The organism is Bradyrhizobium sp., assembly GCF_036009065.1.
Taxonomy (GTDB): domain Bacteria; phylum Pseudomonadota; class Alphaproteobacteria; order Rhizobiales; family Xanthobacteraceae; genus Bradyrhizobium.
Genome location: NZ_DASYMN010000414.1, coordinates 1 through 25551, shown reverse-complemented (window position 1 = coordinate 25551; position 25551 = coordinate 1). Strand labels below are relative to the sequence as shown.

At 62.3% G+C, this 25551-nt stretch carries 2 protein-coding genes; one reads left to right on the top strand and one right to left on the bottom strand.

The features are described from left to right. Window positions 1-135: 135 nt before the first annotated feature. The gene (locus VGP39_RS24815; protein ID WP_327570733.1) at window positions 136-21876 is read left to right on the top strand and encodes a beta strand repeat-containing protein; all 21741 of its coding nucleotides are present in this window, start codon (window positions 136-138) and stop codon (window positions 21874-21876) included. Between the two features lie 74 nt (window positions 21877-21950). On the opposite strand, the gene VGP39_RS24810 is transcribed toward VGP39_RS24815, so the two are convergent. Further along, the gene (locus tag VGP39_RS24810; protein ID WP_327570732.1) at window positions 21951-25457 is read right to left on the bottom strand and encodes a S8 family serine peptidase; all 3507 of its coding nucleotides are present in this window, start codon (window positions 25455-25457) and stop codon (window positions 21951-21953) included. Between the last annotated feature and the right edge of the window lie 94 nt (window positions 25458-25551).

Sequence of the window (25551 nt, the reverse complement as noted above, 5' to 3'; positions counted from 1 at the left end):
CATAAGAGTTAAAAAAGCGTAAAAAATAAGAAATTACCTATCTTTCAGGTTGTGGCGTGCATCATTTTCAATCTTAAGGTTCAGCGCCCCTGCCGTTGAAGGCAATATTCCGCCGCGTACATAGGGGTTTTTTGAATGTCCAATTTCACTTTGACGGCCAGTACCGACACGTTCACAGGTACCGCCGGGCAACTGAATACGTTCTTTTTTGTCCCGGCAAATTTACAACCGACCGACACCATAACCGGCGGCGCGACAGGCGGATTTATCGATGTCCTGTCCGTAACGGCGGGCGGCGCCATCACCGCCCCTCAATTCGCCGGGGTGACCAATATCGAAGAACTCCACCTGTCGGCGTCGGGCAATTCTGTGGCGCTGACGAATGGACTGGTCGCGGGCACCAGCAACGGCAATTTCAGCGTCATCGAAGCGGGCGGCGACAACGTTGTGGATGCAAGCGGCATCAGCAACAATATTGGCATTCTCATTCAGGCGGCCTCCGGCAACGACACGCTCAGCGGCGGCTCCGGCGATGACATCTTCTTTTTCGCGCCGTCTGGTCTGAACGGCGCCGATACCATCACCGGCGGCGGCGGTTTCGATATCGTATTCCTGAATGCAGCCGGCGGGCTCGGCCCTGCCGCGCTTAGCAACGTCAGCAATGTCGAGGCATTGGTGCTCGGCGGGGCGGGCAATACCGCAACGTTGACGAATAATCTGCTCGCAACATCGGGGAATGGCCAGTTTACGGTTACCTCGCTCGGCGGCGATAACGTCGTCGATGCCAGCGGTGTTGGAATCCCGAGAACGATCATCTTCAATGCCGGGACGGGCGTCGACAGCTTCACCGGCGGCGTCGGCAATGATTCATTCGTCTTCGCCCCGGCCAATCTCACTTCCGCCGATACGGTTATCGGCGGCCCCGGTATCGATTCCGTATTGCTGCTCGGCGGCGGCACAGTGGCCGCGTCCTCCTTTCAAAACTTTTCGGGACTCGAAGCGCTCGTCCTCAGCGCCGCCGGCAACAACGTCGCGCTCAGCAACCCGCTGGTTGGAAACTCGACCATTGGCGCATTCGCGGTAGCCAGCCAGGGCGGCACCAATACCGTCGATGCCAGCGCAGTTACCCTCAACGTTCCGATCATCATGGTCGCGGCCTCGGGAAGCGACACGTTCAGGGGCGGAGCGAGCACTGATGCATTCGTATTCGCCGCGGCGGATCTGACATCGGTGGATACCGTGCAGGGCGGTGGCGGCACCGATGCGCTGTACCTAACAACGGGCGGCCTGCTTGCCGCCGGTGCATTCACCAATGTGAGCAACGTCGAGACGCTGATCCTGACCGGCGGCGATATCAACGTGACGCTGAATAACGCCTCGGTGGCGAGCAGCGGCATCGGCGCGTTCTTCGTCGTCGACAACGCGGCAAACAGCAGCATCGACGCGAGCGGCATCGTCAGCACCACGGTTTCGTTCAGCGCGGCCGCCGGCAATGATGCCTTCAGGGGTGGTGGCGGCAACGACGTGTTTTCGTTTGCTGCCGCCGACCTCAATTCCGCTGACATCGTAATCGGCGGCGCGGGCGCCGATGCCCTGACGATCACCACCAACGGGACGGTCAGCCTCGCGAACAATTCCGGCATATCGCAGATTGAGGCGGTGCAACTGGCGGCGGGCGGCGAGTTTGATTTTGCAAATACGCTGTCGACCACGTCGCTGATTGCCGTCGGCAGCGCCGCAGTCGACAAGTTCGACGGCACCGCCGTCACCAACTACGCCCTGACGATTATCGGTAACGGGGGCGCCGACACCCTGATCGGCGGCAGCCAGGACGACACCGTCATCATCCCGGATGGAAATTTCGCGAGCATCGACGGGCGCGCAGGCAACGACACGGTTGCCATCGCGGGATCGCAGACCTTCGATGTCAGCGCCAGCGCGTCCAAGATGCATAACGTCGAGGTGATCAGTCTCGACAACACCCCGGCCACCGCCGTTGCGCTTTCGGTTACCGGCGCGGATGTCACGTCGATAACCCCCGGCAATACCCTCTACGTCGTCGGAGGCGTGAACGATCAAATTCGAATTGGTGACGGATTTACGCTCACCGGTTCCGGGATCGTGAATACCTCGATCGCGTCGACAATTGGCTATACGTTTGATCATTATCACAACCTCAACGGATCGGATCTCTACGTCGCGAGCAACATCATCCTTGGGCCTACCATTCCCGAAGGCGGGCATGCGCCGGTTGCAAGTCCGGTAACGCTGGCGGCGATTGCGGAGGATAGCGGCGCCCGCACCATCACGGCCGCCGAACTTCTGGTAGGGGTGAGCGATCCGGACGGGCAGCCGACAGCCATCACGTCGCTGACGATCCAGTCCGGCTTGGGCACGCTGACCCAGCTCAACGCCACCACCTGGAGCTATACGCCGGCCTTGAACGACGCCACCGGGGTGACCTTTGCCTACACGGCGTCGGACGGCTCGCTGACATCGTCTTCGACGGCTTCGCTGGATATCACGCCGGTGAACGATGCGCCGGTTGCAAGTGCAGTGACGCTGACGGCGATCGCCGAGGACAGCGGTGCCCGCACCATCACGGCTGCCGAGCTTCTGGCGGGCGTGACCGATGTTGACGGGCCTACGCCGACCATCACGTCGCTGACGATCCAATCCGGCCTGGGCTCGTTGACGCAGCTCAATGCCACCACCTGGAGCTATACGCCGGCATCGAATGACGCCACCGGTGTGACCTTTGCCTACACGGCGTCGGACGGCTCGCTGACGTCGTCCTCGACGGCGTCGCTGGATATCACGCCGGTGAACGACGCGCCGGTTGCAACGCCGGTGACGCTGGCGGCGATCGCCGAGGATAGCGGCGCCCGCACCATCACGGCTGCCGAGCTGCTGGCGGGCGTCACCGATGTCGACGGGCCCGGGCCTTTCATCACGACGGTGACCATTCAGTCCGGTCTGGGCTCGCTGACGCAGGTCAACGGCACGACCTGGAGCTACACGCCGGCCTTGAATGACGCTGCTGCTGTGATCTTTGGCTACTCGGCGTCGGACTTCTCGCTGTCATCGTCCTCGACGGCTTCGCTGGATATCACGCCGGTGAACGACGCGCCGGTTGCAAGTCCGGTGACGCTGGCGGCGATCGCCGAGGATAGCGGCGCCCACACCATCACGGCTGCGCAACTGCTGACGGGCGTGACCGATGTTGACGGACCTACGCCGACCATCACGTCGCTGACGATTCAATCGGGCCTGGGCTCGCTAACGCAGCTCAACGCCACCACCTGGAGCTATACGCCGGCGTCGAATGACGCCACCGGTGTGACCTTTGCCTACACGGCGTCGGACGGCTCGCTGACGTCGTCCTCGACGGCTTTGCTCGATATCACGCCGGTGAACGACGCGCCGGTCGCAAGTCCGGTGACGCTGACGGCGATCGCCGAGGACAGCGGTGCCCGCACCATCACGGCCGCCGAGCTTCTTGCGGGCGTGACCGATGTTGACGGGCCTACGCCGACCATCACTTCGCTGACGATTCAATCAGGCCTGGGCTCGTTGACGCAGCTCAACGCCACCACCTGGAGCTACACGCCGGCCGGCAACGACGACACCGGGGTGACCTTCGCCTACACGGCGTCGGACGGCTCGCTGTCATCGTCCTCGACGGCGTCGCTGGATATCACGCCGGTGAACGACGCGCCGGTTGCAAGTCCGGTGACCCTGACGGCGATCGCCGAGGACAGCGGCGCCCGCACCATCACGGCTGCCGAACTTCTGGCGGGCGTAACCGATGTCGACGGGCCCGGGCCTTTCATCACGACGGTGACCATTCAGTCCGGTCTGGGCTCGCTGACGCAGGTCAACGGCACGACCTGGAGCTACACGCCGGCCTTGAATGACGCTGCCGCTGTGATCTTTGGCTACTCGGCGTCGGACTTCTCGCTGTCATCGTCCTCGACGGCGTCGCTGGATATCACGCCGGTGAATGACGCGCCGGTTGCAAGTCCGGTGACGCTGACGGCGATCGCCGAGGACAGCGGCGCCCGCACCATCACGGCTGCCGAGCTTCTGGCGGGCGTGACCGATGTTGACGGGCCCACTCCGACCATCACGTCGCTGACGATCCAGTCCGGCCTGGGCTCGCTGATCCAGCTCGATGCCACCACCTGGAGCTACACGCCGGCCGGCAACGACGACACCGGGGTGACCTTTGCCTATACGGCGTCGGATGGCTCGCTGACGTCATCGTCGACGGCTTCGCTGGATATCACGCCGGTCAATGATGCACCGGTTGCAACACCGGTGACGCTGACGGCGATCGCCGAGGACAGCGGCGCCCGCACCATCACGGCTGCCGAACTGCTGGCGGGCGTGACCGATGTTGACGGGCCCACGCCTACCATCACGTCGCTGACGATCCAGTCCGGCCTGGGCTCGCTGATCCAACTCGATGCCACCACCTGGAGCTACACGCCGGCCGGCAACGACGACACCGGGGTGACCTTTGCCTACACGGCGTCGGACGGCTCGCTGACGTCGTCCTCGACGGCTTCACTGGATATCACGCCGGTGAACGACGCGCCGGTTGCAAGTCCGGTGACGCTGGCGGCGATCGCCGAGGATAGCGGCGCCCGCACCATCACGGCTGCCGAACTTCTGGCGGGCGTAACCGATGTTGACGGGCCCACGCCTACCATCACGTCGCTGACGATCCAGTCCGGCCTGGGCTCGCTGATCCAGCTCAACGCCACCACCTGGAGCTACACGCCGGCCGGCAACGACGACACCGGGGTGACCTTTGCCTACACGGCGTCGGACGGCTCGCTGACGTCATCGTCGACGGCTTCGCTGGATATCACGCCGGTCAATGATGCACCGGTTGCAACGCCGGTGACGCTGACGGCGATCGCCGAGGATAGCGGTGCCCGCACCATCACGGCTGCCGAGCTTCTGGCGGGCGTGACCGATGTTGACGGGCCCACGCCGACCATCACGTCGCTGACGATCCAGTCCGGCCTGGGCTCGCTGATCCAGCTCGACGCCACCACCTGGAGCTATACGCCGGCATCGAACGACGACACCGGGGTGACCTTCAACTACACGGCGTCGGACGGTTCGCTGACGTCGTCCTCGACGGCTTCGCTCGATATCACGCCGGTGAACGACGGGCCGGTTGCAAGTCCGGTGACGCTGACGGCGATCGCCGAGGATAGCGGAGTGCGTGTTATCACTTCGGCGGAGCTTCTGGCAGGCGTCACCGATGTTGACGGGCCCACGCCGACCATCACCTCACTGACGATCCAGTCCGGCCTGGGCTCGCTGATCCAGCTCAACGCCACCACCTGGAGCTATACGCCGGCATCGAACGACGACACCGGGGTGACCTTTGCCTACACGGCGTCGGACGGCTCGCTGACATCATCCTCGACGGCTTCACTGGATATCACGCCGGTGAACGATGCGCCTGCGGGCACGGCACCTGGGGCGGTGACGGCGACGGAAGACCTGTCGTTTGCGTTCACCGGCGTCAACGCGGTCAGCGTTGCGGATGTGGACGGCAACGTCACGGTAACACTGTCGGTGGATCACGGCGTGCTCAACGCCACGGGGGCGGGCGTGACCGGCAACGGCACCGGCACGCTGATCATCGCGTCCGACACGCCCACCGCGGTCAACGCGATTCTGTCGACGCTGCAGTATCAGGGCCTTGCCAATTTCAACGGCAGCGACACCCTGACCATGGTAACCTCGGACGGCTCGCTCAGCGATACCGATACCGTGTCGATCACCGTCAATGCGGTGAACGACAATCCGGTCGCGGTCGGGGATTCCACCAGCACCAACGAAGACAATTCGGTCACCTACAACGTGCTGGTCAACGACAGCGACGTCGATGGCGACAGCCTCAGCGTGACGTCTGCGGTCGTACAGGGCGGCGCCACGTTCGGCACCGCGGTGATCAACGCCGACAAGACCATCACCTTCACGCCGGCCGCCAACAGCAACGGCCCGGTGGTGATCAATTACACCATCGCGGACGGCCAAGGCGGTACCGCCTCGTCGACGCTCAGCATCACCGTCAATTCCGTCAACGACGCGCCGGTGGGGGTCGCCGACAGCTTCACGACCAATGAGGACACAAGTCTCACTGGTCTCACCAGCATGTCGGTGCTCGCTAACGACGCCGACGTCGAGGACGGTGCGCCTGTCGCGGTGGCGCGCATCAACGGCACCGCCATCGCCATCAACGGTACGGTTGGGGTCAGCGGCGGCTCGGTGTCGCTCAATGCGGATCAGACGCTGACATTTCAGCCCAATCCGGACCTCAACGGGGACGTGTCGTTCTCCTATACCGCGAAGGACAGTTCAGGGGTGGAATCCGCCCCGACGACGGTGGCGATCCACATCAACGCCGTCAACGACGCGCCGGTCGCGGCACCCAATTTCTTCACCACGGCCGAAGACACCGCGATCACTTTTAACCCGCTCGCGAACGATTCAGACGCGGAGAGCGGCAAGCCGAACCTGATCTCGAAGGTCGCCGGTCAGGCGATCGTGGTTGGAGGTACGGTTGCGGTGACCGGCGGCGTCGTCAAGCTCAACGCCGACCAGACGCTGACGTTTACTCCCAATGCCGACTACAACACCACCGGGGTCATGCCCAACCCATTCTTCACCTATGTGGCCAAGGACGTCATCGGCGGTCTGGAGTCGAATGCCGCGAATGTCAGCTATACGGTCACCGCGGTGAACGACGCGCCGGTGAACACGGTACCGGCATCAGTCACGGCGACGGAAGACACGCCACAGCCGATCGCGGTGAGCGTGGCGGATATCGACAGCAACGTCACGGTGACGCTGTCGGTGGCTCACGGCGTTCTCAATGTCACCGGTGCCGGCGTAAGCGGCAGCGGCGGCAACACGGTGACCATCGCCTCGACCACGCCGGCGGCGATGAACACGATCCTGACCAGCCTGACCTATCAGGGCGCCACCAACTTCAACGGCGCCGACACGCTGACCGTGGTGACCTCGGACGGCTCGCTCAGCGACACCGACACGGTGGCGATCACCGTCAATCCGGTCAACGATAACCCGGTTGTCGACCTCAACGGCGCCCCGGCGGGCATCGACCGCAACTCCGATCCTTACACGTCCGGGGCAACGGCCATCAATGTCGCAACGGCCGTTGCGACGGTGACCGACATCGACAATGCGATCAGCAAGATCACGCTTCATCTCACCGCCGATACCGGCACGACGGACGGCATGGGTACCGAGGGGCTCACATTGCCCCCCGGGGCATCGGCGTATTTGACGTCGATCGGCTTCACGGTAAGCGGCGAAGGCTCCGACAACCTCGAGATCATGGCAAACGATCCCGGCGGCGTGTCACCGTCGGTGTTCGAAGGCATCCTGAAGACCGTTCTTTATCACGACAACGACACCACCTTCAGCTTCAATCCGGAAGATCGCAGCATCGCCGTAACCGCGACCGACGCGGCCGGCGGCGTATCCAGCGCGGCTCATGTCCACATCGACCTGGCTGCGAACGTGACGGACGTGAATGGGCCAGGTGCGCTCAACCACTTTACTGGTGCCAACCTTGCCGACACCGTTCGCGGCAATGACGGCAACGACACGATGGAAGGCCGCGGCGGCGACGACATCATCTGGGGCGGCACCGAGGGCGGCGATTCCGGTCACGACACCGCGGTATTCACCGGCAACCAGGCGGACTACACCGTCACGCGCACGGGCCCCGGTGTCTATACCGTGGCGGACTCTGTCGCCAATCGCGATGGCACCGACACCGTGCACGGTGTTGAGACGCTGCACTTCAACGGCGATCCTTCAGACCTGGTGCTAGACGCGCCGGTGCTGGTGTTCAACGCAAGCGGCAACGTCCTGCTCGCCAGCTTCCAGGCGGGCGAGCTTGACCTCGCGGTCAACTACGCCAACTCGCATGCCGGCGCGAACATCATCGAGCTGCAATCGGCCTCGGGCCCGTTCACCGCCGGTACCTGGCCGGTCGACATCACCGAAGCGGTTACCATCAAGGCGGTCGGCGGCACCGCCACGGTCAATGCCGGCAGCCATAGCGGCTTTACGATCCAGCCAGGCGCAGTGTCTGGCGCCGGCGACGTTGTTCATTTCGAAGGTCTCAGCATTACCGGCGACGGCATCGCGCCTGACACGGTTGGAGTTCTCTTCAACGGTTCCTATGAGGGGATGAGCGATGGCGCTATCGAACTCGTCGCCACCTCGGCATCCGGCTTTGGCCAGGATGGCGTCGCCATCATCGGTGGCGGCAGCGGGCTAACCGTCACCATTGACGGCGACGACCCGGGCGTCGGTGGAACGCAGACCGCGACCTTCACCGCATCCGGCCACAACGCGTCAAGTGGTGGGTCTGGTGACCTGCTGTTCTTCAACTTCACTGGCTCGGCCGCGCTCAAGAACCTGAGTGTTATCGGAACCACCGGAACCGTTGCGGGCGCCGCCGACAATGGCATTCAGTTTGCCGGGTTCGACGGCACCGACCATTCAGTCGATCATGCGATCGGCACGGTAACTTTCGATCAGGTCACGGTGTCGGGCACTTATGAGAAGACGCTCGTCTACGTCCAGGGCTATGACAATTATAACGGCCTTAGCTTTGCCAACGGCCTGACGTTGGGCGGCGCCGGCAGCCAGACCTCCTGGACCGGTCTGTTTATCGACGGCGGTCCGCAGGGCGGAGCTTACGTCGCCGGCGGCACCAGCACGTTAAATCTGACTGGCGTGACGGTGAACGGCGGGACCTACGGGACGAGTCCGTCCTTTGCCGCCCTCGGCAGCAAGCCGATCGTCGTCAACGGTGTCGTGACCGGCGATATCATCACCGGCACCAATGCCGCGGAAGCATTCATCGGCTCGACCGGCGACGACACGATCAACGCCGGTGGCGGCAGCGATCTTGTGGTTTACGACACTGGCGACGGACATGACACCGTCGATGGCGAGGGTGGCACCGATACGCTTGCCCTTATCAACTTCACGGCCGGTGCGCCCAGTGCGACATCGGCGACGTTTACCGTCGCCCAAAGCGCCGGTCACCTGATCGTCAATACCGATGGCAGCGCTCCGGCGGAAGTCGATGCTCTTGGCATGGAGAGCCTGCAGGTTCAGCTCGGCAATGGCGGCGATACCGTCACGCTGACTGGAAATCTTGCAGGCGCGGGTATCTCGACCGGGGCGGGGGGCATCATCATTGCTGGAGGCACCGGGAGCGATACGCTTGACGCAAGCGCGCTCACCAGCGCCAACGCCATCACGTTCAGCAATCTTGGCGGCGGCAACGACACCTTCAAGGCGGCCAATGTCGTCGCCAACGATGTTGTCAATGGCGCCGGCGGAACCGGCGATACCGCGGACTATTCGGTAGCAACTCAGGCGGTTACCATCGATCTGACGGCGGGCACGGCGGTCGGCGCATCGGTTGGCAACGACGACATTCAGAATTTTGAAAACGCCATGGGCGGTGCCGGCAATGATACGCTGCACGGTACCAACGGGGCCAATGCCTTCACCGGCAATGGCGGCGTCGATACCGTGACTTATGCCGGCTTGATTACGGCCGGCATGATTACGACCAACGGATCGGGCGGCTGGACGGTTACCAGCGGCAGCGAAGGCACCGATACGCTCTCGACCGTCGAGGCCGTGCAGGGCCTCAACCCGGCCGGGACTCCGACCGGCAAATTCCTGCTCGTCGGCAATGGCGGTTATGCCTCGCTTGAGGATGCAGTTGCTGCGGCGCTGGACGGCGACACCATTCTGCTGGGCACGGGCACCATTGCGCTTGAGACCACGCCGAATGACGGCAAGGTAACGATCGACAAAGACATCACCATCATCGGCCGAGGCGCGGGATTCACCACCCTGCTTGCGGCGACCCCGATTGCGAATGCGCAGTCTTCTTCAACGGCGGCAATGATCACCGTCGCTAACGGCCACACGGTAAATTTCTCCAGCTTTACCGTGGACGGCAACGACCGGATGGCAGGCGGCGTCGATGTCTCGACAGGCATACTGTTCGACGGTGGGGACGGCTCCATCACCAACATGCGTTTTACCAACATCGGAGCCGATGTCGGCGACGAGCCGCGCGGCACTGGCGTCGTAGCGTGGGATGGCGCGCAGGTGACGGTGACCGGCAGCGATTTCGATCAGAACGAGCGGCGCGGGCTCGCGGCGTTCGACACCGGGACGCTGGTCACGATCACCGGTTCGCACTTCACGGCAAAGACGGGCCAGGACGAAGTCGGCAGCTTCCCCGGCACATTGGATTATGGCGTACAAGTAAGTGACGGTGCGGTGGTCGACATCAGCGGTTCGACCTTTGACAACTTCTCCGCTTCGGAAAACGGATTCGGCTCGGCGGGCGTGCTGGTCGCGCCGGTAACGGGGGGATCTTCCACGCTCAACCTCAATGCCGGCAATACGTTCACCGACAACTCGTCGGCGGTGGCGGTCGGCTTCAATCCCACCGATACCGACACCGTAAACTTCAACAATCCGGTAACGGTAAATTCGACCGTTCCTGGCGCGCTGGGGCTTCAGGCCTTCGGCGATGTCGTGGTCACCGGCGTGCCGGCAAACCTCACGGGCGACGCGGTTGCGGTCAACTGGATCGGCGGACCCAACGCGAATCTCATGGACGGCGACGACCAGAGCGACTTCCTGCAGGGCAATGGCGATGCCGATACGATCAGCGGTCACGGCGGCGACGACACGATCGTGTGGAACGCCGGCGACGGCGACGACACGATCGACGGCGGCAACAACGGCGCCCCCCATAGCGATACCGACACACTTCAGGTTGCAGCGAATGGTCACAACCTCACCCTGACCGCGGGTGCCGGCAACTTCACCATCACCGATGGCACCAGCACGGCGACGGTCTCGGAAGTCGAGGAAGTCAATATCACGCTGTCCGGCGGCGAAACCGTTACAATCAACGGCGACTTCACCGGAACGGGAGTGAACGTCAACACCTTCACGATCGACGGCTCGGCCGGCTCGCTCGGCGAGACCGTCGACGCCCGGAATCTGTCCAGTGCGCATGAGGTGGTGTTCACCGGGGGTTCCGGCGATGACACGTTCTACTCCGGCCACGGTAATGACACGTTCCATGGCAACGCGGGCAACGATATCGTCAACTACACGGTCGAGGCCGGCATCGATGTTCTCGATGGCGGCGGCAATAGCGATACGCTGAACGTATTTGGAACGGCCGGCAATGACACGATCCATGTGTCTATCAACGGTTCGCAGGCAATCACCTCGATCGAGGGGATGTCGCCGACCAGCATCGAGGTTCATACCGCGGATGGTCTCGGCGGCAGCGGCGACACGCTGGATTATTCCGGTTCGGGCGCCAACGCCGTTGCGGTCAACCTGCAAACCGGCAGCGCGACCGGTTTTGCCACTATCGCGAATGTCGAAAACGCGATTGGGACGTCCGGCGACGATACGTTCACGGGCGATGCCAACGTCAATACCTTCACCGGCGGTGCTGGAAGCGACGTCTACAATGTGCTTGCAAACGACGTGGTCGTCGAGCAGCCCGGTGGCGGTACAGCGGACGAGGTGCGCACCACCGACAGCTACACGCTCGGAAACGAGGTCGAGAACCTGACGCTGCAGGACAAGACCGGCACGCACCTGACCGATACCCAGATCTTCGACAACATGGGGCTCGGGCCGATCACCGACGGCGAGGACGGCTGGACGGTCAACGGTCCCAACGCCCCGCGCGATCAGGCCGTTGTCGACCTTGGCGGAGGCAACTACGCCTTCCACATGTCGAGCGATCCGTCGGTTGCGGACTTCGCCGGCCCGTTCTCGCCGCAACTGAGCGCGGCGGCGGGTGAACAGGCAACCGGTGCGGCATTCAACGGCCAGTCGATTTCGTTCGACTTCAAGGCTGTCAACTCGACGCCCGACAACTCCAGGCTTGAGATCGACTTCGGCAACGTGGCTGGAACCGACCGCAACAACTTCATGGTGATTGAGTCTATTGCGGGTCAGGGCATTCGCATTGCGGTCAATGAGCCGAAGCTTGACGGTAACTTCACTACCAATGACTTCACCGCCTTCAGTGGCAACATCACGCTTGCCAGCGGCGTCGATGCGAGCCAATCGCACCACCTCGAACTGCGGCTGAGCTATGTCGACGGGCAGGACAACGACATCATCAATGTCTACCTCGACGGCCAGTACATCGGTAAGACGACGACGTTCGAGAACTATCACGACGCGTTGGGCGGCACACACAACGCCAACGCGACAGCCAATCTGACCGACCGCGTGTTCTTCCGGCCGAGCGCCAATGGCGCGACGCAGGACGGCTCCGGTACAGGCCAGAACCAGGGCTTCAACTTCGATAATCTGACCACTTCGGTCTACAACAACACCTCAGGCACCGGTAACGGCCTTGCCAACGTCATCGCCGGCAACAGCGGCGACAACCTGCTGACCGGGCTTGGCGGCGACGACACCCTGAACGGCGGGCTCGGCATCGACACCGCGGCCTATCAGGATGTGCGGTCGAACTACGCCATCAGTGCGTCCACCGACAGCCATGGCCGGGTCACCGGCTTCAGCCAGGTGCAGGAGACCGGGCCGTCCGGCCTCGTCGCCGAGGGCACCGACGCTCTGAGCGGCATTGAACGGTTGCAGTTCGCCGACGCCACCCTCGATCTGACCCAGAAGGTGCAGCTGTTCCACGGCGGCAATCTGGTTGGAACGTTCAATACGATCCAGGCGGCTATCAACACCGGCGTCGACGGCGACACCATCAGTCTGGCCGCGGGCACCTACAATGAGGCCGTCAACCTGAACAAGGACGTTACGATCCTCGGCGCCAACAGCGGCACATCGGGCACATCGGGCGGTCGAGGGGCGGAATCCGTCTTGACGGGCGGCGTGCATATCACCGCCGCCGGCGTCACCATCGATGGTGTCAAAATCGATGGCAACGGCAATTTTGCACCGGATGTCACCGATCCGGCGGCCGTCTACATTTCAGCCAATGCCGCAACGATCACAAACTCGGTCCTGCAGGGTGACGACAACCTTGACGGATATGGTGTGATCACCAATGGCGGGCTGACCGGCCTGCAGATCACCGACAACCAATTCTCCGGCTATGGCGTCGCGACCTATATCGTGGCGGGCACCGCCGGTTCGATCACCGGCAACCTGTTCGATGACACCAACGGCAACGCCGTCAATACGGAATCCCAGTCGACGATTGTCACCGGCAATACCATCGAACAAACGATTGGCGGCGAAATCCAGGTTCTGTCCGCCGATCAGACCGTCGATGCCTCGGCCTTCGTGTACGGCAATACTTACACCGGCCTCCACGCGCATCCGGTCCAGATCTATCCCAACTACACCGGTGGCGCTGCGGTCATCACCGGAACCGAACTCGGGGATACCTTGAATGGCGATCTCGTGTTCCCTGCCAGTCCCGGCCCATTCACCTTCCATGGCCTCGGCGGCAACGACAGCGCCTATGGCTCGGCGCTGGGCGATACATTCGATGGCGGCGCCGGCAATGACGACCTCGAAGGAAATAATGGCAAGGACACCGCGAATTACGACGACGTGGTCAGCAACTACATGGTGGTCACGCATTCCGATGCGAACGGCTTTGTCGATGGTTTTGTCTCGGTCGCTGAAACCGCCGTCAACACGGGTGCCATTGATGAAGGCACTGACACGCTCTCTGGCATCGAGGTGCTGCAGTTCAGCGGCACCACGTTCGACCTGACCAAGGCCGTCCAGGTCTTCCACGGCGGCAACCTTGTCGGCACATTTGATGTTATTCAGGACGGTGTAAACGCTGCCGTTGCCGGCGACACGGTTCTGATCAACGGCGCTATTGACTCCAGCTTCAACGAGTCCGTAACGGTTTCCGCCGGCATCACGCTGAAGGGTATCGGCTCGGTCACCATCAATGGCGGCGCATCGTCCGCGCTTACCATCGCCAACGGCGGCGCCGTGCAGTCGCTGGTGATCGACAACATCGATCTGGTGGCGAACAGCTCGGGTACGCCGAACCATGTCGTTTCGGTCGCCAATACCGCGCAGTATGCCAGCGTCACCTTGAAGAACGGTAACGTCTCGGGCGGCGCCTATGCCGGCTTCTTCCTGAACAACGCCACCGGTGTGGCCGGCGTCACCATCCAGAACGCGCAATTCTCGGGCGCGGCCTTGGTGAACTCGGGGTCGTCCGGCGAGAGCGAAATCTACTTCTATCACTACAACGGCAACGTCACGCTCTCCGGCGTGTCGGTCACCAATCCGGGGCTGACCGGCCTCGAATATGGCATCCAGATGGTCGGCCAGTCGCCGGCCGCGCCGATGGGCACCGTGTCGTTCAGCAACGTCACCGTCAACGGCACCTATGTAAAGGCGGGCGTCGCGGCTGACACCTTCTCCAGCGCCAATCTGTCCTTCCTCGACCCGGATGCCGGAGGCCCGCTGTCCGGCCTCACGGTCAACGTCAGCGCAGGTTTCGCCGGCATCAACTTCGACAATATCGGCGGCACCATCGACCTGTCCGGCCAGCCGGTCAGCGCGACCAATTCGAATCCGTCGCCGACGGCATTCGACATCGACCTGCAGGGTACCTCCGGCAGCGAGAACTTCCACGGCACCAATAACGACAACTTCTTCAACGGCAAGGCCGGCGCGGACATCCTGACCGGCGGATCCGGCAACGACGTGTTCTTCCATGTCATCGGCGACGGCGCCGACACCATCTCCGGCGGCGGTCAGACCACGGCGGACGTGTTGCTGGTCGCAGGACAGGGCGGATTCACCGGTCCGCTCTCAGGCGCCAGTGAAACCGTCTCGGTCCAGCTCAACGGTTTGAGCCAAATCACCTCGATCGATACCGCGTCGGTAGCCGGCGTCGAATTGGTCGCGCTCGACATGGGCGGCGGCACCGACACGCTCGATTACACCGGCAATTCGGTGGCGGTGACGGTCAATCTCGCCGCTGGCACAGCCCCCGGCTTCAGCAACATCGCACCGGCAGTGCCGACCGCGATCGCGGGCGTCGAGAATGTAATTGGCGGATCGAATGCCGACACGCTCACGGGCTCCTCCGTGGCTAACGCGCTATCCGGCGGTGGCGGCAACGACACAATGACGGGCGGTGCCGGCAGCGACACGCTGTACGGCGGCACGGATGGAGCCGATTCCGGCAACGCCGATATCGGCGTGTTTGCCGGCAATCTGTCGGCCTACCATGTCGCCTTCGATCCGTTCGCGGCGCCCGGCGTCGCCGGCATCGATGCGACGGTTGACGACGGTGCCGGAAATGTCGACGCCACCCACGGTGTCGAGCTGCTGCAGTTCGACAACACCACCCTCGATCTCACCAAGAACGTCCTGCTGTACACCGGCAACGACCTGATCGGCACGTTCGACACCATCCAGGCCGCGGTAACCGCGGCGCATGCGAGCGGCGACACGATCAAGCTCAAGGCACTGACTTACAGCGAGAACGTCACGATCACGAGCAAGCAGCTCACGATCGACGGCGTCGACGACAGCGGCCCGTCCGCGACGACGATCGCGGGCCAAATCACGGTTGACGGCACCCTCAATGGCGCGCTGATCGTCAAGGACGTCAAGATCGACGCTACCGGCCAGCAATACGGCGTGTTCGTCTCCGCGAATTCCCCGATGAACACGGGATCGCTGACGCTCGACAACGTCACAATCCAGAATGCCGCCCAGGATGGCCTGGCGTATGTGCGCACCGGCAACGGCACAACACCGACGCTCACCGATACGATCGGGGCGGTGACGATCCAGCATTCGGAATTCTCCAACAATGCGTCGAATACGACCGGCGGCGGGCGTGGCGATATCCTGCTGTTCGGCTTCAACGGCAACCTGACGATCGATGACGTATCGATCCACGATCCGGCGGCTGGCGCCCAGAAGGCGATCCAGATGCGCGGTTCGCAGGATGGCAGCGACATCACCAATGTCGGGCCTTTCGATCCGGCGGGGAATGTGGCGATCAACGATCTCACAATCACCGGCGCCTATGGCCAGGACGCGATGGCGTTCTATCGGCTGGCGAGTTTCGCGAGCTTTACCGGCACGGGCAACAACGTAAATGTCACGCGTTCGCCGACTGCCAACACGAACGCGGGACTGGAGCCTTGGGCGGTTATCAACTTCGACGAAGTCGGCGGCACGATAAATCTGGCCGGTTTCTTTGTATCCGCCTCCAATCTGGCATCGCCGGATGGCATCGTGCCGGCGGTTCCTTCGGTAATTGCGACGCCGCAGGGACTTTCCACGCCTGACAACTTCACGGGCACGAGCGGGATGGACGTGCTCGACGGCCGTGGCGGCGCGGACACGATTCACGCCGGCGCCGGTGACGACACGATCACCTACACGGCGGGCAGTGGCCCCGACACCTTGATCGATGGCGGTGCCGATAGTGACACGCTGGCGATCGGCGGCACGGCGGCGAACGATACGATCACGGTCGTGCTCAACGGCGCCAACCAGATCGTGAGCCTGGATACCGGCACGGTCACGAGCGTCGAGAGCGCCACCATCAATCTGGCCGGCGGCGCGGGCGATACGCTCAGCTACGCAGGCACCAGTGTGGGCGTCACGGTCAATCTTTCCGGCACCCAGTCGGCGGCCGGCTTCACCACGGCCGCAGGAATCGAAAACGTCACCGGCGGCGCGGGCATCGATACGCTCACTGGCTCGTCCGGCAACAACGTGATCAATGGCGGGGGCGGCAACGACATCATCGTCGGCGGTCTCGGCGACGACACGCTCAGCGGCGGCACCGGTGACGACACGTTCACCTACACGGTCGGCGACGGCATCGACACCGTCGACGGCGGCGCGGGCGTTGAGGTTGACGGCGACGAGCAGATCGTCAACGGCACCGGCGCCACAGAGACCTTCAACATCAACCCGATCTCGAGCGGCTATCTCGGCATCAACATTCATGCCGGGGCGTCCGACGCGGCGACCGATGCGAACTACGAAGTCCGCACCATCGACGTCGAAGAGATCGTCATCAACACCAATGGCGGTGGCGACAGCGTCATCATCTCCGGCGATCTCGGCTCGACCGGCGTCGCCACGTCAACCATCACCGTGAATGGCGACGCGGGCAACAACACCCTCAATGCGTCCGGCGTTACCGGGCCGTCGCCGGTCGGCGTTGCCTTCCACGGCAATGGCGGCGACGACACGCTGTTCGGCGGGGCAGGCGACGATATCCTCGACGGCGGCGCGGATAACGACACCGCGGTGATCGGCGGCTCTGCCGGCGCCTCGACCGTTACCTACACCACCGATGGCAACGGCTTCGTGACCGGCTTCAGCCAGGTCACAGGTCCCGGCGGCACAGATACGCTGACCGATATCGAGCACCTCGCGTTCGACAACGGCTACCCGAACAATCCGGCAGCCTGGACCACGCTCGACCCGACCAAGGCGGTGCAGCTGTACGACCATAGCGGCCAGTTGATCGGCACCTTCGACCACATCCAGCAGGCGGTGGGCGCGGCTGACGGCTCCGGCGAGACCATCAAGATCAGGAACGGCATCTACACCGAGCAGGTGCACGTCGGCGCCGGCAAGGATGGGCTGCACATCGTCGGCCAGAGTGAGGCCGGCGTTATCGTCAAGGCGCCAGCCGGAATGCAGAGCTTCGCGAACGATGCCAATAGCCCGTTCGGCCTCCGGCCTCTGTTCAGCATCGTGACGGTTAACGGCTCGCTCAACGTCAATATTGAAAATCTGTCGATCAACGGTGACGAGCAAGGTAACCAGTCGCAGATCGGGATCGGGATCGGCGGAGTCGCAGGCGACTTCGACGGTATCGCCTATGTTAACGCGTCCGGAACCGTTGACCATGTGACGATCGACAAGATTCGCGATCCGCTTGTGAACGCGACCACGCTATCCGGCACGCAACGCGGCAACGACCTGGTTGTCTCCAACACCATCGGTGCGCCGCACGACTTCACGCTGTCCAACTCGACCCTCGAAGGCTTCCAGAAGACCGGCGCCGTAATCCGCAACGCCCATGTCACGCTCGACAACAACGACGTGATCGGTTTTGGCGTACAGACGATCATTGCTCAGAACGGTATTCAACTTTCGAGCGGGTCGACCGGCAGCGTCACGAATAATGATATTTCGGCGCTCGGCTTTACCGGGGCCAACACGGTGGTCGGCCTGCTGGTGTTCAACGGCAACGGACTGGCGATTTCCGATAACCACTATGTCGGCACCAGCACCAGCGACGCCGGAATGTGGCTGATCGACAGCAACGGCAGCACGATCCAGCACAATACCCTCGACACGGCGGATTACGGCATCCTCAATACGGGGGTCATGACCACGGAACCGACCGTCGTCAACCAGGGCCTGAACGCCAACAGCTACACCAACATCGAGTTCACCAATGACGATCTCGAACTCATTCCCGCCACCCAAACGACCGCCATTCATCCGGTCGGATCGGACGGGGCAGACTTCTACACCGGCGGCGCCGGGGCTGATGTAATCGACGGCCGGGGCGGCGGCGATTATATCGTCGGCAACGCCGGTGCCGACACGCTCACGGGCGGATTGGGCACCGACGTAGTCGATTACTCGGCCGAAACGGGCCCGAATGCGGTTGTGGTCAACCTGTCCGCGACCGCTTATGCGGGGATCGCGGCCCTGCACGCCACCGATACGTTCGGCGCCACCGATACATTGTCTGGTATAGAGAACATTGCGGCGAATGTTACCCGCTATGGCGACACCATCGCGCTCGACGGAGATCTCGATTTCGACTGGACATTGACCTTCACTGGCGGTCCGGAGGCACATTGGACGGCAACCGGCATAAACGCCCACGCGGGCGAGACCCATGAGTTCCGTGGCGTCGAGAAGATCGTATTCCAGTGCAGCGGCCCGGCGTTCGCCGAAACGGTGCATCTGGTCGATCAGAACCAAGCCGGCAGTGCGTATCTAAGCATCCAGGATGCGATCGATCACGCTTCGGCGGGCGATACCATCCTGCTGGCCGCCGGAACGTACACACCCACGGCTGCGCTCAATATCGACAAAAACGTGACGATCCTCGGCGCCAACCACGGCAAAGACGGGACCGACCTGACGCGCGGAGCAGAAACGGTCATCGACGGCACCGGGCTTGCACGCGTTATCGATCTTGGCGACCACGCCATTAACGTCGCCATCAACGGCGTTTCGATCAACGGCGATCACATCTTCGATGAAGGAACGCCCGACCAGACGCTCGCGATCACCGACAGTGTGTTCAGCCTCACCACCAACGCAGCCAATTCGTTCTACTTTGGCTACGGCGGCGGCTATGATTTCACCTTCGCGAACAACGCGGTCACGGCGACCGGCTACAATGAGATGTTTGAGTTGTTCGAGGGTGGTTCGGTCCACTTGAAGGACAACCATTTCACCGGCGTCGCGGGTGTCTACACCGGCGATGACAACAACGTTCCGCTGGTGTTCAACCTCAACAAGGCTACCGGCGAGGTCCAGGGCAACACCTTCGACCACGTCGATATCGGCGTGCTGGTCGCCGATGCGGCCGGTCCGCTGGATATCACCGGCAATACCTTCGAGAACATGCATCGGGTCGGACCGAACACGGCCGGCGGCCTCGCGGCCGGCGTGGTGTTCTTCTCGCCAGACCCCTTCAATGGCCTGATCAACGTCTCGAACAATACCTTCACCAACGCCGATGCCGGTATCCGCACTTCGTCCTTCGGTGCGCCGGCCACGACGGTCGCTGGTTCGTTAATTACGATCAACGGCAACCAATTCACCGATGTCGGTTTCATTGGCTACCAGCCGGTCGGTGGGGTGCTGCATTTCACCAACTCGACGCTTAATCCTGGTCCTATCACCGTGCCCAGCGAGTTCTTCGGCGGAACGAGCGATGACATGATCACGTCGACGGCGGCCAACGATATCGTTCACGGCAATGATGGGATCGATACGCTGGTGCTCTCGGGCAACCAGAGCGACTACACCATCGCGTTTGACGGCACGACGGTGACCGTGACCGACAACCGCGTCGACGTACACGATGCCATCGACACCGCCGACCATATCGGCAGGCTCGACTTCGCCGATCATGACGTGTTTCTGGTCGGAAGCGGAAGCGACTACACCACGGTGCAGTCTGCGGTGACTGCGGCAGGGGCAAGCGACACTGTCCTGCTCGCGGCCGGGACCTACAGCGAGAACGTAGTCGTCGACAAAGCTCTGACGATCCTTGGCGCCAATCACGGCGTGGCGGGCTACGCTTCGCGCGGCGCGGAATCGATCATCGACGGAGGCTTCCGGCTCACCGCGAGCGACGTGACACTCGACGGTCTCAACATCATCAACGGCCGCGCTGATTTCGGCCAGCAGCGGGCAGCCGTGTTCATCGACGGCGCCCGTGCCAACATCACGGTGGAGAATTCCATCCTGAATGAAACCGCAGCCGTGCATTCTGAGTCGACGCAGGCCGCGATCCTGACCACCTACAATGCCAATACGTCCAATCTTCAAGTGTTGCACAACGTGGTCGAGAACTGGGGTACGGCCATGTACCTTAATCCCGGCGTTCACGACTCTACGTTCGACGACAATACGTTCGCCGACAACGGCAACCACTTCATCATTGACGGTCTGGATGACCTCACCATCACCAACAACGACTTCGGTGCGTCCGGCGGCTCGAAGATTTTCGCCAACGTGTATGACAACCCAACCGACCTCGAGATTGAACTCGGGCTATCCGGCAACACGTTTACCCCGGATCACCCAAGACTGTCGGTCGCTCCGTACGGCGCAGCCGGCCAGGTTGTATTGGGCACTTCCGGCGACGACAATCTCCGTGGCGACTTCGGGGCTGCCGTTGCGCAGACCCTGGACGGCCGCGCCGGCAACGACCTGCTGGTCGGAGACGCCGGCAACGACATTCTGATCGGCGGCGCCGGTGACGACATTCTGACCGGCGGTGCGCATGATGTGGTCAATGCACTTACCGGGGTCGGCGGCGATACCGCGAACTATTCGTCAAGCAGCGTCGGCCTCAACATCGCCCTCACTTCCGGCGGTGCCAGTAACGTCGCCGACGGTCTCGGCGGCCTCGACACCCTCACGGGCATTGAAAACCTGATAGGTGGTTCGGCCGGCGACACGCTGACGGGCGACGGCAGCAACAACGTCCTGATTGGCAACGGCGGCGCAAACATCCTTAACGGCCTCGGCGGCGACGACCGCCTGGCCGGCGGCGATGTGCACGACGTGCTGAACGGCGGCAGCGGAAATGATGTGCTGATCGGCGGTGGCGGGTCTGACACGCTGAGTGGCGGCGATGACGCCGATCGGTTCGTATACAATCTGCAATCCGATGCCGGCACCGCCGTGAATGCCGGCGAAGACCAGATCTTCGGCTTCTCCCATGCCCAGGGCGATACCTTCGCGTTCAAGTCGTCGTTCTTCACGGCCAACGAGAATCTTGTTCTCGATGACGGTACCGGTCACGTGAAAGCCGACGGCCTATTGATCACCGACGTGACCGACACCAGCTATAGCGGCTTCACCGGGCAGCCGCTGTTCGTGCTCGACACCGTTGTCGGCGGCTCTGCCGGTACGCTATGGTTCGATGCGAACGGAAATGGCAGCTTGACCGATACGAACGATGTCAAGATCGCAACGTTCGACAATGCGACTTCTCTTGCTGGGATTAACGCCCACGATCTGTTGTTGGTCTGACGACCGCAAATTCGAAGGGGGCGGGCCAAGGCCCGCCCCTTGCGTTTGATGGGTTGCGCCATGACGCTGCGTCATCACACGAAATGCCAGTCGTTGGCGGTGATCGCGGCATGCGCTGCAAACGTGATCTGTTCGTGTACCGAACCATCGGCCGAAGAGACTTCCCAGTGCGTGTCGTCGATCTGGGTGAACTTGGCCCCGTCTTCCGCCGATCCATAGCCTGAGAACGCCAGCAGGTCGCCATGGTCGGTTCCCGAGAAGTCGGTAACCGTGTCTCCCGCGGCCTCGCCGCGCTTAAACACGAACGTATCGCTGCCGCCGCCGCCGGTCAGGATGTCATGACCGCCGCCGCCCACCAGCGTGTCGTTGCCGGCGCCGCCGATCAGCGTGTCGTTACCCTGGCGGCCCCACAGCGAGTTGCCTTGGTCGTTGGCACGCAACGTTGCGCCATCGTCGGACAATGCTGCGCCGGCCTCGACGTTGGCGGCGATGGTGTAATCGGCAGCCGACGAAAAGACCGTGTCGTATCCTTCGTTTGCATTTTCGAAGACAACTTCGTTCTGGTTGTCGACGATATAGACGTCATTTCCGGCGCCGCCGGCCAGCGTATCGGCGCCCGCGCCGCCGGACAGGAAGTCATTGCCGGCTCCGCCATGGAGCGTGTCGTTTCCTGCGTTGCCCCAGAGCCAGTTGTCACCCGCGTTGCCGGAAAGCGTCATTCCGGCGATGGTTGCGACCGCGCCAAGTTCAACGTTGTCGGCGAGGGTGTAGCCGCTGACGTCCACATAAGCGGTATCGATGCCTTCGCCCGGATGCTCGATGATATTGTCACTCAGATTATCGACGAAGTAGGTGTCGCTGCCGGCGCCGCCCAACATCATATCCGCACCAGCGCCACCGAAAATGATGTCGTTGCCTTCCCGACCGATCAGGGTGTCGTCGCCCGAACTTCCCCAGAGCACCGTATCGCAATGGCCGGCGATGAGCATTGCTCCGGCAGTACCGGTAACGACGCCGATTTCGACGTTGTCCGAGAGAACATAGCCGGTCATGCCGACGTAAGCGTAGTCCGTTCCTGCTCCGGGGTGCTCGACGATGGTGTCGCCGAGATTGTCGACCACGTACTGGTCATCCCCCATGCCGCCGATCATCGCGTCGGCGCCTGCGTTTCCGCAGATGTAATCGTCGCCGGCGCCGCCGATCAGCGTATCGTTGCCATGGCCGCCGATCAGGACGTTGCTCTCATCATTGCCGGTGAGGGTCGCGCCGGTATCGATGCCGATAACGCCTGTTTCAACGTTGCCAGCGAGCGTGTAGCCGCTTACCAGCACAAAGGCGGCGTCGATGCCTTCGCCGGGATATTCGACGATCGCGTCGCCAAGCGAGTCGACCACATACTGGTCATTCCCCGTGCCGCCGAACAAGCCGTCGTTGCCGCCGCCGCCGATCAGGGTGTCGTTGCCGGCACCGCCGACCAGGGTGTCGTTGCCGACGTTACCGCGCAGCCAGTTATCGCCGTCGTTGCCGGTAAGGGTTTGTCCGCTGGTCAGTTCAGCCGATGCGTTCTCGATATTCGCCCCTAGAACGTAGCTGCTCATATAGACCAGCCCCGTGTCCGTACCTTCATTCGCGTTCTCGACGACAACGTCGCCCGCGGACCTGATGGCATAGCTGTCATTGCCGATGCCGCCGACAAGGATGCTGCCATCGGGGCCGCCATCCAGGGTGTCGTTTCCGGCGCCGCCCTGAAGCATGTTGTGGCCATGTCCGCCGGCGAGGCGATTGTCGGCGTCGTTGCCGATGATCAGATCATTGCCGTCGCCGCCAAATACATTCTCGATCACGGTGCCGGCGCTGATTTCAATTGGACGGCCGGCGATGGTGGAGCTGTGACCCGGATTGAGATCCAGCACGAGGTCGGTCGTGGTGGCCGCGGCGTTGATCGTGTCGTTGCCGCTGCCGTCGCTGAGCACGCTGCGGTCGCCGGCCGCGGCGGCGAAATCGTCCGTGTAGAAATAGGTATCGTCCGCTCCGTGATCGTTGCCGTAAATTCTTAAGGCATAGGACACGATCGAATCGGTGCCGCTGGTGCCGGTGTCGTGAATGACGACCGTCCAGTTTCCGTTCGGTGTCTCGCCCCAGTTATGGTTGGTGGAGAAGGTGAAATTCAGGTTGCCGGAGGCGTTCGTTCCGCCGCCCGGATGATCAAGAAGCACGCTGTCGGTGCCGTCCGGGCTGATCAGCTCGATTTTGAGATCGCCGTTACGCGCATTCTTCAAAGTGACATCGATCTCCACCCAATCGATGGAAAAATGCTCATAGTTACCGGTTACCGTCGATACAAACGAATTGGAACCGGATTGCGCCAGCAACGTGTTCGATCCGACGTTCCCCGTGACGTTGATGACCTGTTCGTTTGCCGCGGTGCTGTGTTCGGTCCAGGTCTGCGCCAGGCGAACCGCCGCGTGCGCGTCGACCAGGCCAAATCCATAGTCGTGGCTGACGATGTTGCCGCCGCCGTTCCAGTTGGTGGCTCCGTTCGTCGTCCAGCCCGCTGAAGCCGGATCGAGCTTGTGGGAAGAAAGGGCGAGAATGTCCTGAACGTCGCGGTAGCCGAGGTCCGGATTTGCCTCGAGCATGAGGGCGACGATGCCGGAAACAACCGGCGCGGCGAAAGACGTTCCGCTTACGAAAGTGAAGTCGTTGGTCGCATCTCCGTCACCATTGTTCAGCGCCGTCGTCAGGATGGAATCGCCGGGGGCCGTCACCAGGATCGACGCGCCCGGCGTGCTGAAGTTGGCGATATGCCCGTCTTCGGTCGATGCCGCCGTGGTAATCACAAGCCGGCTATTGGTCATGCTATGGTTGTTGGTGTTGTCTCCATCCGCCGTGGTGTGAGAAATATTCTGACGGTCGTTGCCGGCGGCGAACACATAGATGGTTCCAAGCGAGCCGCGGCCGTTCTCCACGGCATTGGCGAGGGCGTTTTCGACGCCGTCCCAGGCCGGGTTCTTGAAATTGTCAGAGAATGCGTTGCTGAAGCCCCAGCTGTTGTTCGACACGTCGACATTGACTTGCAGCGCGAGCAGATGCGCGAGTTCGTCAACCGACGAACCGCCAAACCCGAACCTCGCATAGTAACCCACCAACGTTGCCTCCGGAGCAACGCCGACCGCTCCCAACTGGTTGGTTGCCGATGCGCCTATCACTCCGGAGACCCACGTGCCATGTGCCTCCGCGGCGCTGTCCGGCGCTATGCTCGTGACGCCCGTGGTATCCCGGGGATCGAAGCTGTTCTTGATATCGAACCGGCCGACCAGATCGAGATTCGAAATATCAAATCCCTGGTCGATAATGCCGACCTTGACTCCGGATCCCGAGTACTCGATCGAAATCTTGTCGACGTTTGCTCCGGATTCGTCGCCGCCGACTGTCAGATACCCGTCCAGGTACCATTGATAAGATCTGTAGGTATTTTCCGCAGCAAGGCTTGACGCATAAACCGGTGCTTCAACCGCCCCGGCCGTCGCCACATAGTCGCCGTCGGACGCATCGCCCCTGAGTGTATTTTTGCTTGGCATTTTCTTCTCCCCAACCCCGGGGAGACGATGCCAACAAGAAATTTAGATCACGGTGGAATTGGCGCTCAAATTGTCTGGTTTGGAATGATGATTT

Bases quoted from the DNA above. Each gene is read 5' to 3' on its own strand.
- VGP39_RS24815 (WP_327570733.1), top strand. From the start codon at position 136: ATGTCCAATTTCACTTTGACGGCCAGTACCGACACGTTCACAGGTACC.
- VGP39_RS24810 (WP_327570732.1), bottom strand. From the start codon at position 25,457: ATGCCAAGCAAAAATACACTCAGGGGCGATGCGTCCGACGGCGACTAT.